This is a genomic window from Pseudomonas sp. FG98 (assembly GCF_057808595.1).
Genome location: NZ_JBMDIJ010000078.1, coordinates 1 through 19,061, shown reverse-complemented (window position 1 = coordinate 19,061; position 19,061 = coordinate 1). Strand labels below are relative to the sequence as shown.

At 62.4% G+C, this 19,061-nt stretch carries 16 protein-coding genes; all 16 read left to right on the top strand.

The window, feature by feature from the left end; genetic code table 11:
- Nucleotides 1-290 precede the first annotated feature (290 nt).
- Nucleotides 291-794: a type VI secretion system contractile sheath small subunit gene (gene tssB / locus ACODSK_RS27240; RefSeq protein ID WP_489020452.1), complete on the top strand. Its 504-nt coding sequence runs from the start codon at nt 291-293 to the stop codon at nt 792-794.
- Between the two features lie 145 nt (nt 795-939).
- Complete coding sequence (gene tssC, locus ACODSK_RS27235; RefSeq protein WP_489020450.1) at nt 940-2,424, top strand: type VI secretion system contractile sheath large subunit; 1,485 nt, start codon at nt 940-942, stop codon at nt 2,422-2,424.
- Between the two features lie 2 nt (nt 2,425-2,426).
- Nucleotides 2,427-2,867, top strand: a complete 441-nt coding sequence (gene tssE / locus ACODSK_RS27230; protein WP_489020448.1) for a type VI secretion system baseplate subunit TssE — start codon at nt 2,427-2,429, stop codon at nt 2,865-2,867.
- 22 nt (nt 2,868-2,889) lie between these two features.
- Nucleotides 2,890-4,656 carry a type VI secretion system baseplate subunit TssF gene (gene tssF, locus ACODSK_RS27225; RefSeq protein WP_489020446.1) on the top strand — a complete coding sequence of 589 codons (1,767 nt, stop codon included), beginning with the start codon at nt 2,890-2,892 and terminating at the stop codon, nt 4,654-4,656.
- Nucleotides 4,620-5,639 carry a type VI secretion system baseplate subunit TssG gene (tssG, locus tag ACODSK_RS27220; RefSeq protein WP_489020444.1) on the top strand — a complete coding sequence of 340 codons (1,020 nt, stop codon included), beginning with the start codon at nt 4,620-4,622 and terminating at the stop codon, nt 5,637-5,639. The genes tssF and tssG overlap by 37 nt, the downstream gene beginning before the upstream one ends.
- A complete protein-coding gene (tagH, locus tag ACODSK_RS27215; RefSeq protein WP_489020442.1) occupies nt 5,636-6,943 on the top strand; it encodes a type VI secretion system-associated FHA domain protein TagH in 1,308 nt (435 codons plus the stop codon). The genes tssG and tagH overlap by 4 nt, the downstream gene beginning before the upstream one ends.
- A complete protein-coding gene (tssJ, locus tag ACODSK_RS27210) occupies nt 6,943-7,950 on the top strand; it encodes a type VI secretion system lipoprotein TssJ (RefSeq protein ID WP_489020440.1) in 1,008 nt (335 codons plus the stop codon). Before tagH ends, tssJ begins: the two co-directional genes overlap by 1 nt.
- Nucleotides 7,947-9,284: a type VI secretion system baseplate subunit TssK gene (gene tssK, locus ACODSK_RS27205; RefSeq protein ID WP_489020438.1), complete on the top strand. Its 1,338-nt coding sequence runs from the start codon at nt 7,947-7,949 to the stop codon at nt 9,282-9,284. The genes tssJ and tssK overlap by 4 nt, the downstream gene beginning before the upstream one ends.
- 1 nt (nt 9,285) lies before the next feature.
- Entirely contained in the window at nt 9,286-10,080 is a 795-nt protein-coding gene (icmH, locus tag ACODSK_RS27200; RefSeq protein ID WP_489020437.1) for a type IVB secretion system protein IcmH/DotU, read from the top strand.
- A gap of 156 nt (nt 10,081-10,236) precedes the next feature.
- Nucleotides 10,237-10,755 (top strand): Hcp family type VI secretion system effector, encoded by a 519-nt coding sequence (locus ACODSK_RS27195; protein ID WP_489020435.1) that lies wholly within the window; start codon nt 10,237-10,239, stop codon nt 10,753-10,755.
- Between the two features lie 96 nt (nt 10,756-10,851).
- A complete protein-coding gene (locus tag ACODSK_RS27190) occupies nt 10,852-12,921 on the top strand; it encodes a type VI secretion system Vgr family protein (protein ID WP_489020433.1) in 2,070 nt (689 codons plus the stop codon).
- Nucleotides 12,918-13,862, top strand: a complete 945-nt coding sequence (locus ACODSK_RS27185) for a hypothetical protein (protein ID WP_489020431.1) — start codon at nt 12,918-12,920, stop codon at nt 13,860-13,862. The genes ACODSK_RS27190 and ACODSK_RS27185 overlap by 4 nt, the downstream gene beginning before the upstream one ends.
- On the top strand, nt 13,859-17,062 hold the full coding sequence (locus ACODSK_RS27180; protein ID WP_489020430.1) for a T6SS effector BTH_I2691 family protein: 3,204 nt from the start codon (nt 13,859-13,861) through the stop codon (nt 17,060-17,062). Before ACODSK_RS27185 ends, ACODSK_RS27180 begins: the two co-directional genes overlap by 4 nt.
- Complete coding sequence (locus tag ACODSK_RS27175; RefSeq protein WP_489020428.1) at nt 17,059-17,841, top strand: DUF6708 domain-containing protein; 783 nt, start codon at nt 17,059-17,061, stop codon at nt 17,839-17,841. Before ACODSK_RS27180 ends, ACODSK_RS27175 begins: the two co-directional genes overlap by 4 nt.
- Complete coding sequence (locus ACODSK_RS27170) at nt 17,838-18,617, top strand: DUF6708 domain-containing protein (RefSeq protein ID WP_489020426.1); 780 nt, start codon at nt 17,838-17,840, stop codon at nt 18,615-18,617. Before ACODSK_RS27175 ends, ACODSK_RS27170 begins: the two co-directional genes overlap by 4 nt.
- Nucleotides 18,614-19,061, top strand: a 448-nt coding sequence (locus ACODSK_RS27165; RefSeq protein ID WP_489020424.1) for a DUF6708 domain-containing protein, incomplete at its 3' end; no start/stop codon positions are given. The genes ACODSK_RS27170 and ACODSK_RS27165, both read left to right, overlap by 4 nt.

The window sequence follows — 19,061 nt, the reverse complement described above, 5'->3', positions numbered from 1 at the left end:
TTTCCGATAACTATTTGGAAATTTCCCTCAGCCTAAAAATGAGGTTCTTGAAGTAATTCCGACCTGCACTTTCGGAAATTTCCTATTTTTTTGCTGTTTGGCCTTGTACTAGTCTTGGCGGCGTTTGTGAGTTGGCATCCGCTAATTGCCGCGTGCTCGGCGTAATGGCTTCGATCTGTCCGGCTACGGGTTCATTCGAATTCGTCGTGGCGTCGTTGTGCGCCGTTGTTTATGTGCTGGCGTTGTGCTGGATACCAACTCATGCGGCGATTTTCCGAAGGAGTGGTTTCATGGCAAACAAGAACGGGTCTGTAGCCCCGAAAGAACGCATCAATATCACCTACGTTCCTGCAACCAATGGCGAGCAGGAGGAAGTCGAACTTCCGCTGCGCCTGCTGGTAGCCGGGGACTTCATCGGGCGCGACGAAGACAGCGCGCTGGAGGACCGGATCCCGGTCCGGGTCGACAAGGACAACTTCGACAATGTCATGGCCGAGAAGAACATCGGCTTCAGGGAAAGTGTGTCCAGCGTACTGGCAGACGGTACCGACGACACGCTGGATATCGACCTGAAGTTCAACTCCATCGACGACTTCAGCCCCGATGCCATCGCCCGCCAGGTGCCCGAGCTGAGCAAGCTGCTCGAACTGCGCGAGGCGCTGGTCGCCCTCAAGGGGCCGCTTGGCAACGTTCCCGAATTCCGCAAGCAGTTGCAGGCAATGCTGGGCGACGAGGCCACGCGCAGCCAGTTGGCCAGCGAACTGGAGGCAGTACTCGGCGCAAGCCAGGACTGACCGCCAGCGGGTTCCGTCCGCAACAACTTCCGAGAGACGAGATGTGTCTTGCGCACGAAGGCAGTGCGCGAGCCGTGTCCCGTCGCCGGTACCTCGTGCTGCGAGGCCGGGCATTCATTCCATTCAGGTTTCAAAGGATATGAGCATGACAACAGCGCACACCGCTTCTGTCGAACAACAACAAGACTCCCATCAGCAAGGTGGCCTGCTGGCCCAGATCCTCGCGCAGACACGCATCGAGCCCAGCCAGGAGGGCTATGCCGTCGCCGAGCGCGGCGTGGCGGCGTTCATCGCCGAAATGCTCAAGTCGTCTGATCGCCAGCAGCCGATCAACAAGCAGCGGGTGGACCAGATGCTGGCGCAGATCGACGCCAGGATCGGCAAGCAGGTGGACGTGATCCTGCACAACCCGGGGTTCCAGGCGCTGGAGTCGAGCTGGCGCGGGCTGCGTTTCCTGGTCGACCGTACCGATTTCCGTGAAAACACCATCATCGACGTGCTGCAGGTCAGCAAGCAGGAGTTGCTCGACGACTTCGAAAGCGCTGGCGACATCACCCGCAGTGGCCTGTACCGGCACGTCTACACCTCGGGCTACGGCCAGTTTGGCGGCCTGCCGGTGGGCTGCATGGTCAGCAACTACACTTTCGGGCCGTCGGCTCCCGACATCAAGCTGCTCGGCTACGTGGCCTCGGTCGGGGCCATGGCCCATGCGCCGTTCCTCGGTGCTGCCGGTCCGGAAATGCTCGACCTGGAGTCGTTCCAGGAGCTGTCCAACCTCAAGGAGGTGAAGGACATCTTCGGCGGCCCGCGCTTCACCAAGTGGCGTGGCCTGCGCGACTCCGAGGATGCCCGCTACCTGGGCCTGACCATGCCGCGCTTCCTGCTGCGCCAGCCCTACGATCCCCTCGAAAACCCCGCCCGCAGCTTCGACTATCGCGAGAGCATCGGCGGCAATCACGACCACTACCTCTGGGGCAACACCTCCTTCGCCCTGGCCAGCCGCATCGTCGACAGCTTCGCCAAGTATCGCTGGTGCCCGAACATCATCGGCCCGCAGTCCGGTGGTACGGTCGATGACCTGCCGGTGCACCTCTACGAGTCCCTCGGCCAGCTGCAAGCGAAGATTCCTACCGAGGTGCTGGTCTCCGATCGGCGCGAGTTCGAGCTTTCCAGCGAAGGCTTCATCCCGCTGACCATGCGCAAGGACAGCGACAACGCCGCGTTCTTCTCGGCCAACTCGGTACAGCGCCCCAAGGTGTTCGCCAAGACCCCGGAAGGCCAGGCGGCACAGACCAACTACATGCTGGGTACGCAACTGCCCTACATGATGATCATCAACCGCCTGGCGCATTACCTGAAGGTGCTGCAGCGCGAGCAGGTCGGCAGCTGGAAGGAACGTCCCGACCTGCAGCGCGAGCTCAACAACTGGATTCGCCAGTACGTCGCCGACCAGGAAAACCCGTCCTCCGACGTGCGCAGCCGGCGGCCGCTGCGGGCGGCGAACATCGTGGTGCAGGACGCCGAGGGCAACCCGGGCTGGTACCAGGTGTCGCTGTCGGTTCGCCCGCATTTCAAGTACATGGGCGCCAACTTCGAGCTCTCCCTCGTCGGTCGACTGGATAAGGAATGAGGGTGAATTCCACCACGTCGCCAGCGGCAGGGCCGGGCAGCCTGTTCAATCGCCTCGACCCCGACCTGCCGCCCCTGCGCTCGCGTACCGGCAAGGCGTTGGCGGGCGATCGGGTCAGGGCCATCAAGACCAACCTGGAGCAGTTGCTCAACACCCGCCGGGGCAGCTCGCAGAGCTGTCCCGACCTGGGGCTGCCCGACATGAACGATGCCGCTGTCGGGCCACTGGAGCTCCGAACCCAGATCTGCCACGACATCCGCGAAATGGTCGCCCGCTACGAACCGCGTGTGCGGGTGGTGGACGTTCATCCGGTCGCGGCCGACGAGCACAGCCCCGGCCTGTGCTTTCGCCTGCATTGCCAGGTGCCACTCGTTGATGCAGCCGAGCAGGTCGAGATCGACCTGCTGGTTCATCAACGCCAACAACGGATTCTGGTGCTGTGAAGATCATGGCCAAGGAGGCTCGATGTCACTGAAGAGCAAGTTCCGCGAGGAACTCGATTACCTGCGCCGGCTGGGCCGGGTATTCGCACGCAAGAACCCGCAACTGGCCAGGTTCCTCGGGGACGAGGCCAGTGACCCGGATGTCGAGCGGTTGCTGGAGGGCTTTGCCTTTCTCACCGCCCGGCTGCGGCTGAAGATCGACGACGATTTTCCCGAGCTGACCCACCCCTTGCTGCAACTGCTGTGGCCGAACTACCTGCGTCCGCTGCCGAGCGCCACCATCATGCAGTTCCCGCTGGAGGATCGCTCCATCACCGGGCGCCAGCGGATCGCGAGAGGCACGCGGGTGCGTTCGCGCAGCATCGACGGCGTGGAATGCGAATACCGCATCTGCTCGGACGTCGACATTCATCCACTGCAGATCGACGAAGTCAGCGACGCCCACTCGCTGGAGAAGTCGACGGTACGGGTCGATCTGCTCACCGTGTCGAGCAATCCGCCGAGCACCTATGGCTGCGACCGGCTGGACTTCTACCTCAGTGGCAGCGACTACAACGCCATGACCCTGTACCTGTGGCTGTCCAGGTACCTGGCCGGTGTGCGCCTGGAGTGCGACGGAGTGGTCCGGCACATCTCGGCCAACCAGATCGTGTTTCCGGGATTCAGCCCGGACGAAGCATTGCTGCCCTATCCGAAGAATGCCCTGGACGGCTACCGCATCCTGCAGGAGTACTTCCTGTTCCCGCGGCGCTATTTCTTCTTCGGCCTCACCGGACTGCGCGCCCTCTGGCCCACGACCAAGACGGAGCGCATCCGCCTCGAATTCACCTTCAGCCGGCCGATGCCGGACGATCTGCGCGTGCGCACCGGCGACCTGGCGTTGCATTGCGCGCCCGCCATCAACCTGTTCGAGCACGAGGCCGAGCCGGTCAGGTTGAGCGGAAAAACCCTCGACTACCGTCTGCGGCCCGCCGGGGGCCGGCCCGATGCCTACGAGATCTTCAGCATCGATCGCGTCGATGGCTGGAAGAGCGAAGGCACCGGAAACACCGACACCTGGCTGCGCACCTACCAGCCGTTCGAGTCCCTGCGTCACCAGATCGACTTCGAGCGGGGCCGCACGGTCCTCTACTACCGCACCCGCGTCGCCCAGTCGTTGATCGACGAGGGCGTCGAGCATCGCTTGTCGTTCGTTCGCAGCGATGAGCAGCGCTATGTCGGCCGCGACGAAACCGTGTCCTTCTCGCTGACCTGCAGCAACCGCGACCTGCCGTTGTCCCTGGCCGTGGGCGACATCTGCGTGCGCACGCCGGGGATGCCCAACTTCGTGTCCTGCCGCAACCTGACCACGCCAACCCCGTCGTACCGGCCGGTGCTGGACGGCGACCTGTTGTGGACACTGATCTCCAACCTGTCGCCCACCTACCTGTCGCTGCTGTCGGCCGACCCCTTGAAGGCGGTCATCCGCGCCTACGATTTTGCCGCCCATCACGATATCCAGCGGGCACGTGCCACGCAGATGCGCCTGGACGCCTTGCTCGAAGTGCACACCGCCCCTGTCGAACGGATGTTCAAGGCGCTGCCCATCCGTGGCCAGCGCAGCCTGGTCAGGCTCGACCAGGACGGCTTCTCCTGCGAGGGCGAGCTGTACCTGTTCGGCACGGTGCTGAGTCATTTCCTGTCCGTGTACGCGAGCATTTCCTCGTTCCACATGCTGGAAGTCATCAACGTCAAGAATCAGGAGCACTACGCATGGCCAATGCGCAGCGGCACCCAGCCCCTGATCTGACCGACCGCTTGCTGGCCGAAGCCAGGGAGCACGACTTCTTCTGCCTGCTCGAACGCCTGCACGGCCTGCATGGCGACGATCTGGAGTCCGACGAGGCCTATGCCGCCGAGCAGCAGCGCATCCGCCTGAGCAATTGCGCGGGCATGGGCTTTCCGGCCTCGGATGTGTCCCTGGCACAGCGTCTGGACGACGATCTGCCACACCAGTTCCTGGTGCAGGCGACCTTCCTCGGTGTGCACGGGCCCGACTCGCCGCTGCCGTCGTACTACCTTGAACGCCTGGCCTACGAGGCCGGGCAGGGCGAGGGCATCCGCCCGGCGTTCTTCGACTTCTTCAACCACCGCCTGCTGACGCTGCTGCACCAGGGCTGGCGCAAATACCGGCATTACATCCGCTTCCGCGCCGGAGCCAGCGATCGACTGTCGCAGCGCCTGTTCGCCCTGGTGGGGCTCAAGGACGATGCCATTCGCGGCGCCACCCCGATCGCCTGGGGACGCCTGCTCAGCTTCGCCGGCTCGGTGGTGCATCGCAGTCGTTCGCCAGCCATGGTGACCGGGCTGATCGCCCACTGCTTCGACCTGGCCGACGTCAGCCTGCGTGATTTCGAACTGCGCCATTGCGACATCCCCAAGGGCGACCGCACGCAGCTTGCGCGGCACAACGGCCAGTTGGGCGAGAGCTTCCGCATTGGCGAGAGCGTCCGCACGCGCCACTGCAAGTTCACCATCGTCATCAGCAACCTGTCGCAGGCTCGCTTTCGCGAGTTCCTGCCCAACGGCGAGAACTTCGAGAGCCTGCGCATGCTGGTCGCCTACCTGCTGCGCGACCAGACCCCCTGCGACCTCGAACTGGGGCTGTGCAGCGACGAGGTCCCGTCTTTCAACCTTGGCCACGACACCGGTTGCCAGCTCGGCTGGAGCAGTTTCCTCGAGCAACCGCAGCGGTGCGTGCCTTCCCCCGTCCGACTCACGGTGCGCACATGACCCAGGCCAAACCCGAACCGCTCCTGTCCCTGTTCGTGGACAACCCCGAGGCGCTTCAGCAGGGCGGCAAGCCCTCGCATATCTTCGATCGCACAGGCGGCAGCATCGGCTCGGCCGGCGCCAGTTGGGTGTTGCACGACAGTCAGCGTCGGGTACAGGCGCAGCACTGCCAGATCCTCTACCAGGACGGTGCTTTTCTGCTTCTCGATTGCAGTGGGCGAACGATCGTCAACGACCAGACCCGGCCGCTCGGAACGGGTATCCGCGCCAGGTTGAGCGAAGGCGACACGTTGCACATCGGGCCGTACCGGATCTCCGTGCGCCTGGACGATGCCCATGCCCCTGCACTCGATGACGAGCCCCTTCAACTGCTGGTCGAGCACATGGACACCTTGCCCGCCGCAGCGGAGGAGGCCGAAGCCGACACCCGGCAGGCGCCAGGCTGGGGCGAGTTCCAGGACCTGGGTACGCCGCCGTCGGCCCACGGCCTGCTCGACCCGTTGCGGGCACTCGACGCCTGTCTCGATAACCCCACCTCGCTTGACCACGACCTGCGCCCGCCCAGGTCACTGGCCGCCCAGGCCGACGTTGCCACCCAATTCGAAGCCATCTATGGCGCCCCCAAGCATGCACCAGGAGAACCCGACATGCCGGAACAGGACATCCAGCCCGCCGCCAGCAAAGAGTGGCTGCAACGCCAGCTTTCCAGCGCAGCGGATCCCGCCAGCCTGGTCGAGCCCGTGGTGGACGGCATCGGTGCGCCGATCGGGGCCGTCGACGGACAGGCGACCTACGCACTGCTCAACGAAGCGGGCCGCACCCTCGGAGCAATGATTCGCGGGCTCTGTGCGCTCAACGTGGCCCAGCCCGGCGAACAACAGCGCATTTCCCTGGCCGGACGCACGCTGCAGCCGATCGAAGACAACCCCTTGCGCCTTGGCCTGGACTATCCGGACACCGTGCGCGCGCTGTTCTCCAGCGAGCGCAGCGTTGTCCACCTGTCGCCGGCAGCGGCGGTGGAGGAGTCGCTGGAGCAGATCCGCCGTCAGCAGGTTGCCGTGCACAAGGCCATCAATGCCGGGCTCGCCGCACTCCTGCAGGCGTTTGCCCCCGAGCAACTGGAGCAGCGCTTCCAGCGCTATCGCCAGGCTCGCGGCGAACAGGCGCAGGCGGGCGACTGGGCCTGGAGCATGTACGGGCACTACTACGAAGAACTGACTTCCGGGCGCCAGCAAGGCTTCGACAAGCTGTTCTGGGAGGTCTTCGAACAGGCCTTCGACCAGGCCGTGCGCGCGGAGGCATGATGAAGCATGTCATCGCGCTCCTGCTCGCCGCGACCGTCCTTGCCGGTTGCAGCAGCGTGGGCAACGTGTTCAAGAAGACCGGCCAGGTCCTGATGGATCCGTCCATCCAGGTCGGGAGCGCTGATGACCAGCCCACCCAGGTCGCCCTGAGCCTGTATGCCAGTGCCGACGTCAATCCCAATCCGGTCAGTTGCGCGGCGGTCGAGCCGGTGGAGGAGCAGGCTGCTCTGGAGGGGCACGGTCCTTTCGCGGTCAATCTGCGTAGCGCCAGCAGGGACGAGCTCGTCGCGCATTTGCAGGCCTTGCTCGGTCAGCTCGAACACGGCTCGGCAGAGTCGTTCGGCGCCCTGGCCGTGCGCCAGCGCCTGGCCATTCCCGGCCTGGTCGTCGACGAGCAGGCGCCACCACTGACCCTCGGCAAGTCGCAGCCTGAAACCCTGTTCGGTGCTACCGCGACAGCGCGGCGGCCCGTCCCGTCGGCCTGGATGTTGCGCCAGGGGCAGGTGTCTTCCGTTGACGAAGAGGCTGCCTGGACGACGACCCTGGGTAATCCGGAGCTGGGCCAGTACGGCCGTGGCACGGGGCTGACCAGGGCGCCCGAGGTGCGCGCCACGCCGGGCAACGCCACCCCCATCGGCTTTCGCGTGTTGCAACTGAAAGACGACTCCCTGCTGGAGAACGCCGACCCCGAACAGCTGCGCAAGGCGCCCGAGAAGGCCCTGGGCAGCACGCTGCTGGCCTCGGACGACTACATCCTCGTGCCCGGCCAGTTCAAGTTCATCGAGTTCGCCGCTGTCGATGAGGACGCCCGCTACATCGCGGTGGTGGCCGATTTCCATACGCCCAGTGCCGAGCGCTGGCACGACGTGTTCCGCATTGCATCCCGCGGTCGCAAATACCCCCTCATGGTGATGCTGCAAGGCAGCCGCGTCGCCATCACCGATGAAAGCTACCGGCCGGTGCGCAACCCGGTCTGCGCTGGCTCCCAAGCGAGTAACTACCGATGACCACCCGCAATCCCGTCGTCTGGAACGAGGGCCTGTTCGTCAAGCCCCAGCATTTCCAGCAAACCACCCGCTACCTGGAACACCGCATCGACGCGCGTAGCGGCAGCCGCTACGGCTATGGATTTTCCGAGCTCGAACTCAACCAGGAATTCCTCGCTTTCGGCAAGATCGCCATCGTCCGCGCCAAGGGGGTCATGCCGGATGGCACGCCGTTCGACATCCCCCACGACCAGCCGCCACCGGCACCGCTGTCCATTGCCGATGCCGGCGCCGCCAACCAGACGGTCTATCTCACCCTGCAACTGCGTGCCGATGGCACCAGCCAGGTGCGCTGGCCCGACAGCTACGGCAACAGCCGCTACCTGTTGTCTCCGGAGGAGGTCCGCGACACCCATAGCCACGAGGGTGGTTATGCCTCGCTGGACCTGGCGGTGCCCAACCTGCAACTGGCCCTGGAGCGCGACGACCGCAGCGCCTTCAGCGGCCTGGCCCTGGGCCGCATCCTCGACCTGCGACCCGACGGCAGCCTGCTGATGGACACCGGGTTCTACGTCACCGGCCTGTACCTCCACGGTATTCGTCCGCTGGCGCATTTCATGGAGGAAATCTCGTCGCTGATGCACGAGCGGGCGAAGAGCATCGCCCAGCGGATCGGCTCGCCCGGTCAGTCCGGCGTCGCCGACTTCACCGACTTCAGCCTGCTGCAGGCGCTGAATCGCTGGCAGCACCGTTTCCGTCACCTGGCCCGGGATCCGGATGTGCGTCCAGTCGAGGCCTACCTGGCTTGTGGCCAGGCGGCGGGCGAACTGGCCACCTGCATCGATGACGAGCGCCTGGCTCCCGAGTTTCCTCGCTACCAGCACGACAACCCGAAAAACACCTTCCTGCTGCTGGAGCAGACCCTGCGCCGGCAGCTCTCCACCGTGCTGCAGCCGCGTGCCGTCTCGCTGCCGCTGGTCAAGCAGGGGAAAGGCCTTCTGCATGCCCAGGTCAACGACGCCAGCCTGGTGGAAAGTGCCGACTTCATCCTCGCCGTGCATGCCCGCATGCCCCTGGAAAAGCTGCGCCAGCTGTTCCTCCAGCAGGCCAAGGTGGCCTCCCAGGACAAAGTCCACGAGCTCATCCGCCTGCAACTGCCCGGCATCGCCCTCACCCCGTTGCCGGTGGCACCAAGACACCTGCCGTTCCATGCCGGCTTCACCTACTTCCAGCTCGACCGCACCGCGGCCAGTTGGCAGGCCTTGATGCCAAAAGGCGCCAAGAGCTTCGGCTTCCATATCAGTGGTGATTTCCCCGAGCTGCAATTGCAGTTCTGGGCGATCCGGAGTGAATGACATGAGCGACATTACCCAGATCGAAAGTAAATCGTCGGAGAAACAGGACGACCCGACTCACACGCCGGTCGGCGCCATCAACCATGATGTCGGTCTGCAATTCCAGATGCGTGGTCATAGCCTCAATCCCCTGATCGATGCAGCCCAGCCCCTGTTTGGCCTGGTGATCCGGATACGTCGCATGGACGACGGAGTCGATGGAGACAAGCTGTACCTCGTCGTCAGGGAGCAGATCAGCGCAATCTGTGAAGAAGCCCGGCAACGCGGTTATGACCCTGCCACGCAACTGGCCTACCGCTATGCCTTGTGTGTGTTCATCGACGAGGCCGCCATGGGCACTACATGGGGCCGCAATTGCAGCTGGCAGAACCGCTCCCTGCTCAGCTACCACCACAACGAGACCTGGGGTGGCGAAAAATTCTTCACCGTCCTGGCGCGCATGCAGATGGACCCGGCCCGCTACCAACACATTCTTGAATTCAAGTACATGTGCCTGTGCCTGGGCTTCCAGGGCAAGTACGGCCAGCAGCACGACAGCCAGGAAGTGCTTAACGGCCTGATCGTCAAGCTGCACCGGATCGTGCGCGCGCAGCGTGGCGATCCGCCGGAGCGCCTGTTCGACGAACCCGCCAGCGCCAGCTCCCGCCGCTACCGCCGGGCTTTCCAGTGGCCGTTGTGGACGCCATGGGCACTCGCCGGCGTGGTCCTGACCGGGGTGTACCTGTACTTCTCCATGCGCCTGGAGAGCACCACCCAACAGGTACTCCAGTCCCTCGAATTCATCCTCAAGTCATGACCCCCGGACCTCTCGGTCAGGGGCCGAATCACTGTGCCAATGGAGAGCATTCAATGCCTGTCGACTCGACCTGACGCTTGCCCGCAACCCCTCGCCATCCGCGATGGCGCCATGGCCCACAAGGCCTTCACTTTATTCAAACCAAGGAAGCAATTAATGCCGACTCCTGCCTATATCAGCATTCACGGCCAGACCCAGGGCCATATCACCAAAGGCGCCTTTACCGCCGAGTCCGTGGGCAACGTCTACCAGGAAGGTCATGAAGACCAGATCCTGGTCCAGGAAATCGAGCACCGCATCGAGACCCCGACCGACCCGCAGAGCGGCCAGCCCGCAGGCCAGCGTGTGCACAAGCCGTTCATCTTCACCGCAGCGCTGAACAAGGCCACGCCGATGCTGTACCAGGCCCTGGCCAACGGCGAGACCCTGTCGGAAGTGGAAGTGAAGTGGTACCGCACCTCGACCGAGGGCCGTCAGGAGCACTTCTTCACCACCAAGCTGGAAGACGCCACCATCGTCAACATCAGCACCGTGCTGCCCCACGTCCAGGACCCGCATAACGCCGGGTACACCCAGTTGATCAAGGTCGCCATGGCCTACCGCAAGGTCACCTGGAGCCACGGCATCTCCGGCACCGAAGCCTCGGATGACTGGCGCAAGCCACAGGAAGCCTGATTCGCAGGCGTTCCAGGCGACCGGCGCAGCCTTGCGCCGGTCACTTTCTCTTGTACCAGGAGCATTGGCCCGGTTGCGGGCTGACAAGGACTTTCCATGCCCGTCCAATCCGATCTGCGCTTTACCTTCAGCGCGGGTAACGATGAATTTGAAGTTGTCGAATTCCGCCTGCGCGAAGGACTGTCCGAAACCTTCCGCCTAGACATCGACCTGAGCTGCACCAACCCCGCCGTCGACTTCGCTGAAGTCCTCGACCGCCCGGCGCTGTTCACCCTCTGGCAAGGCGAACAGCCGGTGCGCTACGTGCACGGCTCGGTCAGTTCGTTCCAGCAGGGCGACACCGGTTTTCGCCGCACCCGCTATCACGCCGTGGTCGAGCCGCGCCTGGCGCGGATGAAGCTGGCCTCGGACTGGCGCATCTTCCAGACCCTCAACGTGCCCGACATCGCTACCGCGATGCTGAAGAAACACGCCCTCACTCTCGACTACGAGCAGCGCGTCACCAATCCCCATGAAACAAGAGAATATTGCGTCCAGAGCGGGGACTCAGACTATTCGTTCGTTGAGCGGATAATGAGAGAAGAAGGCTTCTTCTACGGCTTCCAGCACAGCGCCGAAGGCCACCGCCTGATCCACTGCGACCGCCTGTGGATCTTCGGCAAGCAGCCCGGCCTGCCGGTGGAGTACAACGCCAAGCCCGGCGGCGACCGTCCCGGTCCGGCCCTACATCGCTTCATCTACACCGAGAACGTGCGCACCGCCCGCCAGGTGCAGCGCGACTACAGCTTCAAGAACCCCAAGTACAACCAGCAGACCCGGCGCGAAGCCAGCGACCTGCAGCACCAGAACCGCAACTACGAGCGCTACGACTATCCCGGCCGCTACAAGGGCGAAGCTGGCGAGGCCTTCACCCGCGACCGCCTGCGCGGGTTACGTGGCGATGCCTGCCAGGTCATCGCCGAGGGCGACGACGCACGGCTGGTACCGGGCATCTGCTTCGACCTGATTGGCCACCCCCGTGAAGACCTCAACCGCGGCTGGCGCCCGACTCACCTGGAGCACCACGGCAAGCAATACACCAGCCTCGCCGAAGACAGCGCCGACGCACGCCAGGGCACCCACTACAACTGCATCGCCACCCTGGTGCCGGACGATACCGAATGGCGTCCTGAAGCCTTGCCCAAGCCACGCATCGACGGTCCGCAGCCGGCCAGGGTAGTGGGCCCGCCGGGCGAGGAGATCTACTGCGACGAATTTGGCCGGGTGAAGGTGCAGTTCCCTTGGGACCGGGAAGGTAAGGAAGACGAGCACAGCTCCTGCTGGGTCCGCGTATCGCAGAACATCGCCGGGGCGCTGTGGGGGCATATGGCGATACCGCGTATTGGCCAGGAAGTAATTGTTTCCAATTTTGACGGGGACCCTGACCAGCCGGTCATCACGGGAAGATGTTACTCCGCATTACAGCGCCCGCCTTACGAGCTACCCCGGCACAAGACCCGGATGACCATCAAGAGCCAGAGCCACAAGGGCGATGGTTTCAACGAGTTGCGCTTCGAGGACGAGGGGGGCCAGGAAGAGGTTTTCATCCACGCGCAGAGGGACCAGAACAACGTCGTCCAGCATGACGAAACCACCTTCGTCGGCCACGACCGCAGCGAGCAGGTGGAAAACGACGAAACCCTCACCATCGGCCACGACCGCAAGGACACCGTGGGCAATGACGAAACACTGCTCATCGGACGCAACCGCCGGCACCGGATCGGCGAGGACGATGAGCTGGTGATCGATCGCAATCACAGCATCAGCACCGCCGGTGAGCGTACCGAAGTAGTCGGCCATGACCGCTATGACACGACGACCGCCGATCACCACATCGAGATCGGTGGGCATCTGAAACAGCAGGTGCAAGGGGAGGCCAGCCTGCACGCGAGCCAGCGCATCGTCCATCACACCCGTGCGTATGAAATCCATGTAGCCGACACCCTGGTCCTCAAGGGCCCTGGCGGCACGCTGCGCATCGATGCCGCGGGCATCACCCTGGATGGCATCGAGCTCACGCTCAAGGGCCCCATGAAAAAAGTGAAAGGCGGCGGCAGCAACAGCCTGAGCCTGGTTAGTGAGGTCATGAGTGCAGAAAAAGCCAAATGCGGAGAGCAAAAAGGATGAGCAGAGAGTCCATCACCAATTTTGCCGGGCAGTACCGTTCACCGGATGACTACATCTACCTGCTGGTGGACGGGCAGGCCGAATGTGCGCTGGATCATGCGCTCAGCGTGCCGTCGCTGATCGAGTCGCTGGGTGCCAGTGCAGTCACGCGCGTACTGCGACCAGACCTCAGCCACACCCCCGAGCTTTGTCCCGCGCTGATTCAGCTGGCCGCGCCGGGCGAGGAGGTGGCGCCGCATTATCTTGAGCTCAGCACTGATTACGCCGAGTGGGACCTTGACTACAACCGACGCTATATCTGCGGCTGGCTGGCCAGTGAGCAGCCGCTGGAAGTCATCGCCAGCCATATCGCGACCCGCTGCGAGACCACCGCTTCCGAAGACGGTTGGCCCTCGCCCTGGTTCGAACCCCTGAGGCTGGAGTTGCTGGTCGGCGCGATGGGCCCCCAGGCTGGCGACTTGCTGGGGCCGATCCGGGTATGGCTATTCCCGGTCAGTTGGGAGGAGGGCTACAACCAGATACGCAGCACCAACTACTTCCCTGATTCGGAACTTCCCCAACTGGTCCGCGAGACCCAGCAACTGGCGCCGGTGATTCGGCGGTTCCTGGGCGTCTGGCGGTATGCGGTGGAGAACCCTCCGGTATTTGCCCCGTGGGGCTGGACGGGTAAATCGGTGCTACCGCCCCAGGCAGGTGTGCACGGTTTTCGCCTGATCCGTGATGCCCGCAGGCTCGGTCTCAAAGACAGTCGCGACCTTATCGTCCTCAGCCTGCACCGGGTGTTCTATCACCCCGATCTGCCACAGCACCCGGATATCCAGAAAGCCATCGACCAAGCGCGGGCGGGCGATGGAGACCTGCTGAGCCATTTCACGAAATACACCCCGAACGACTGGAAACGCATCTTTGCCGAGCTGCCCCGAGCGGAGGATTACTCATGACTTTCAACATCAACTTCAAGCCCGAGCTCAACCTCGAGGCGGCCACCGAGCAACTCGACCCGGTCCCCCTCGAACGCTGCATGACCTGCCAGCGCTGGGGCCTGCCTATCCTGCCGCTGCGCGCTGCCTATGCTCCGGAGCCCTGGCAAACCCAGGCGCTGCCGGTGTCCCGTGACTCCGAAGTCACGGCCGTACGCATGGTGCCCGACCAGCCGCGCATCCTGCGCCGCGGCTTCCTCTATGTCCTGCTCGACCGCAAATATTGGCAGGCCTACCAGATCACTCCCGAGGGTGCCTTGCGTCAGTTCCCAGCGCTCCAGATCCCGCGCGAGGAACCGGTGCCCTTGAGCAAGCTCTGCGTCCAGCAGGACCATGACATTCCCGCCGCTTTCCTCAATATCAATACCCACAGGTACTCCACCGCCTGGCTGGCCATCGCCAACGACCCCTGGCCCAAAGAGGTGCTGCGCGCCTACAAGCATGGCGGCGTGGTCGACGGCATGAACCTCGACGAGCGCTTCTACAAGCTCGACCTCAAGGTCGCCCGCGAGGACCCGGCCAGTGTCGGCATCGCCATGACCGAAAACGACCTGCAACTGCATCAGGTCTTTGAATATGCCCAGTCCATGGCCGGCGATTTCCACAGCGTGCATGGCTTCTACCCGCGCAATGACCGGCTGCGTGCCATGGCCGGGCATGTGCGTACCGTGACCAAGGAATATCAGTTGCCCAAGGGTGTGCTGGCCTTGGTCCTGCCCGATCCCCTCGGCATGGTCCAGGAGCTGAATGCCCAGCGCCTGTTGCGCTATCAGGCCATGCAGAAATGGATTGCCGAACCGGAGCGGTGTTTCAAGCACTTCACCTCCCAGACTTTGCTCGGTATTCGTCAGTTCCAGGTCAGCACAGCGCGTGCCCGTGCGATTGAGGAGGCCGAGGCAGTGGTCAAGGAACGGAAGGACTACAACGCCATCTCCGAGTCCCACGGGCACCCTTTCTACATGGAACCCCTAGCGGTCCCAAATCTGGAGACGGAGAAGAAAGCCCGGGCTGCCGAAGCCATCGGCGATGCCCGTGAACGGCTCGACGAGCGCTACAACGAAAAAGACCGCAAGACGTTCCAGGACAACTACGACAAGACCCTGGCGGCCTGGCAGAAGACTGTCGACGACCTCGCCGAGCTCTATGCCGATCATCACGACGGCGCGGCGTTCCGGCTGGCGGCGCTCCACGATTACGACTGCCAGGTCACTGAATCACATGATTGCTTTGTCTGCATGTTGGCGAAGTGTCATGCCGGAGGCGTCACCGAGTCCCGCACCGCCAAGGAGTTCGGTGCAACGCGCAGCCTCTGGCTGGAGCAACTGGAAGATCAGGACAGCCTGTTCCACAAGGCCATGCGGGACCGCGACAAAACGGGGCCTGAACAATTCGCCCACGACCTTGCCGGCGACGAGCAGACCCGGGTCTTCCACGGTGCCAAGACCCTGATCGGCGGCATGAAAGCCGACGAGTTCGTGGGCAACGAGGTGAAAAAGGCTGTCGGCCAGTTGCTCGGCGCTGCCGCCACTGCCAGCAATGCCCTCGGGGAGCAGTTGTCGGGAAAGAGCAGAGCATTGCTGTTGGAACTGCACCGGAAGGCCTGGTTGCGCTATTACGGCGTCGAAACCACCCGGATCACCATATCCCTCAGGGTCGGCGAGTACCTCACGCTGCTCAACAAAGTGCTCTACGAGGGCGTCGAGCGGTATGCCACCAAAGTCGACCAGCAGTTCCGCAAGCCGGCCGAGCGCAAGGTACGGACCATGCTGATGAACAACTACTTTGCCCCGGCACTGGCCAGCAGCCACGCCAAGCTGATCGATGTCGTCGTCTGGACGACGGAAAGCGCCGAAAGCCTCAAGGCTCGCCTGGACAAGCTGAGAGGCGGTCTTGCCGACGGCCTCGGCGATGCCCTGCGCAGCGTCAGCATCGACAGCCCTGCCCTCAAGGGCGGTATGAAGGACTTGGCCCACCACCTCAGTCTCAATGCCGAGGACGCCCGCCTGCTGGCCGACGACTCGATGCGCCGCATGCGCAATCCCATGAGTTTCAACGCGACCGGTGTGCTCAATCTGGGAATGTCCGTGGGCAGCCTGTACTTCCAGCATGATGCGCTGCGCAGAAGCCACAAAAACATGCTTACGGCGGTTGGCGACGAGCATGACGAAGCGGTGATGGCGGTGGTGTCGGCTTCGGTCGGGGTGATGGGCGCGGGGGTCGAGATCGTTGGCGGGGTTATTCAGACGTTGCGGCCGGATTGGGAGGTTTCGGTTCGTTCTGCTGGGGGGGTGGTGCAGGTTGGATTGGGAAGCCGAATTCTGCAATTCGGCGGGGCGATTGTGTCTGCGGCGACTGCGGTGGAGGGGTTGCAGTATGCGTTGGCAGCGGGGCGGACTGGAGAAGTTGGTGATGAAGCTGCAAGTGATGCTTACAGCCGTGCGGCTATTGCATCTGCGTTTTCTGCAGGGGCTGGGATTTTAGGTTCTGTTGGGGGAGCAAGCATGCTCCTCGGCCCGCTCGCCATCGCTGTCCTTTTTGGCTTTATTGCTTTCGGATTTGCAGTGAGGGCGAAAAGATTGGAGTCGCAGCCTCTGGAGTTCTGGGCGCGACATTCGCTCTGGGGGCTGCCCGTCGAGCATCGACGCTGGCTGGAATGGCAAGAAATGGATGCAGCCATCGGCGCGTTGAATGCGGCGCTGTTGGGCTTGGACGCGGACCTTGACGTGACCTATATCGTGCACAGACCTACTCCTGAGGTCACGGCGGACGGCGGAACCATCAAATACAGAATTGTTCTCCCCGGGTACTCCGCCGACGCGTCACGTTATGAATGGGCGCTGAGGACTTACCGGCCAGGTGACTCCTCGGGGGTCATCATCGCCGGGGGACGTTACGGTGGAACGGATGAAACGCCATCTGCTCCGGTTTCAGGGTCAGAACTGGACAGCGAGCCTCTAAAGTCGGTTCCGGTCATTCATCACGATACGGAGTCAAAAACAGTCACGATCTGGAGGGAGCTTGCCTATTGGGGAACCCCTAATTTCCATGCAGTGAAGCTTGAGGTGGCGTATTGGCCAGATAAAAACGATGAATCCGGTGTAGCCCGACTGACTGTGGTTGAAGACAAGTTTTTTAAGCGGGTGAAGGCGTCTACCTTATGAAAAAGCCTGAACTCGTGCCGCCCTGCTCTGGCTGGCAGGAAGATCTGCCCCGCCCTGACGAAATGGTGGTTGCGGCTCCTGCTCTTGGGTTCGACACACCCAATCATCAGGATGAGATCTATTTGGAGTTACCTCGCGCGTTCGCACTTATCAGAGGCTTGCTGGTCTGGTTTGCACTAGTTACGAGCTTCATGCTTGCTGAAATGGTGTGGAGTTCCTTATCAACTGAACGAACACTGAGGTACGAAGAGCTGTTAGAACTCGGCTTATTTACCCTCGTCAGTATTTGGCCGATTCTAATTTTCTGGAAGTTCGATGTAGCTCCTCCTAGGGATCTACCCCTACGTTTCAACCGAGCACGCCAACGCCTCTACGCCTACAACTTCAACTTCCGCTGGTGGAACCCTTTCGAACGCTGGTGGGTGGAGCCGGTCGCTTACGACTGGTCCCAGGTCCGCGCCGAGCGCTGGTTAAAGCGCGGTGCAACGATGGATGGAGCGGTCATCAAGGGCGGCGTAGTGCTTTCCATCGTCAAGCCCGGCACCAACGAAGTCATCGACCGCTTCCCCCTGACCACCATGGGCGCCGACCAGCATGCCTGGGCCTATGTCTGCACCTACATGCAACAAGGCCCTGATGCACTACCACCGCCTGGCCGGCCGAAAGATCACAACAATGTGATGGAGCACAATCTCGCCCTTCTCCTGGCGCCCAAGGTGAAATGGCCGGCGGATATGGATCTGGAATCGAGGACTGTGCCAGGAGTGGGGGACTTATGAGCAGGCCAAAACTCGTTCCGCCCTGTTCTGGCTGGCAGGAAGATTTGCCCCTTCCTGACGAACTGCCGATTGTGGCTCCTGACTTGGGTTTCGATAAACCCAATCATCAAGACTATATATATCTAGAGCTACCCCGTACGTCCGCACTTATCAGAGGTTTGATGATTTGGCTTGCGCCGCTCATGGCTTTTCTTCTGACTCGGATGTCATGGATCTTTTTTTCAATTGAACACAAACTGGGATTGGAGTTTTGGCTGCTGTTTCTATTTTGTCTATTTTTTGGGATTTGCTCCTTGTGGTTCTGTATCAGGATCGACACAGCACCTCCTCGAGATTTACCCCTCCGCTTCAACCGCACCCGGCAACGCCTCTACGCCTATAACTTCATATATCGCTGGTGGAATCCGTTTGAACGCTGGCGGGTGGAGCCCGTGGCCTACGACTGGTCCCAGGTTCGTGCTGAACGCTGGTTGAAGCGCGGCGCGACGGGGAGTGGAGTGGTCATCAAGGGCGGCGTAGTTCTCTCCATCGTCAAGCCCGGCACCAACGAAGTCATCGACCGGTTCCCCCTGACCACCATGGGGGCCGACGAGCATGCCTGGGCCTATGTCTGCACCTACATGCAACAAGGCCCCGATGCACTCCCACCTCCTGGCCGGCCAAAAGATCACAACGATGTGGGAGCAAACATCGCCCTTCTCCTGGCGCCAAAGGTGAAATGGCCGGCGGATATGGATCTGGAATCGAGAACTGCGCCAGGAGTGGGGGACTTATGAGCAGGCCAAAACTCGTTCCACCCTGTTCTGGCTGGCAGGAGGATCTGCCCCGCCCTGACGAAGTGGTAAGTGTGATTCCTACTCTTGGATTCAATGCACCCAATCATCAGGATGAGATCTATTTGGAGTTGCCGCGAGCGGCAGCACTTATCAGAGGCTTGCTCGCCTGGTGTTCTCTGATCTTGAGCTTCATGCTTGCTGAAATGTTGTGGAGTTACTTGTCAAGTGAACGATCACTGTGGCGTGAAGAGCCGTTCATATTCGGTTCTATTGCTCTCTTTGGTATTTGGTCGATTCTCATTTTCTGGAGGCTCGATGTAGATTCTCCCAGGGATCAACCCCTACGTTTCAACCGAGCCCGCCAACGCCTCTACGCCTACAACTTCAAGTTCCGCTGGTGGAACCCCTTCGAACGCTGGTGGGTGGAGCCGGTCGCTTACGACT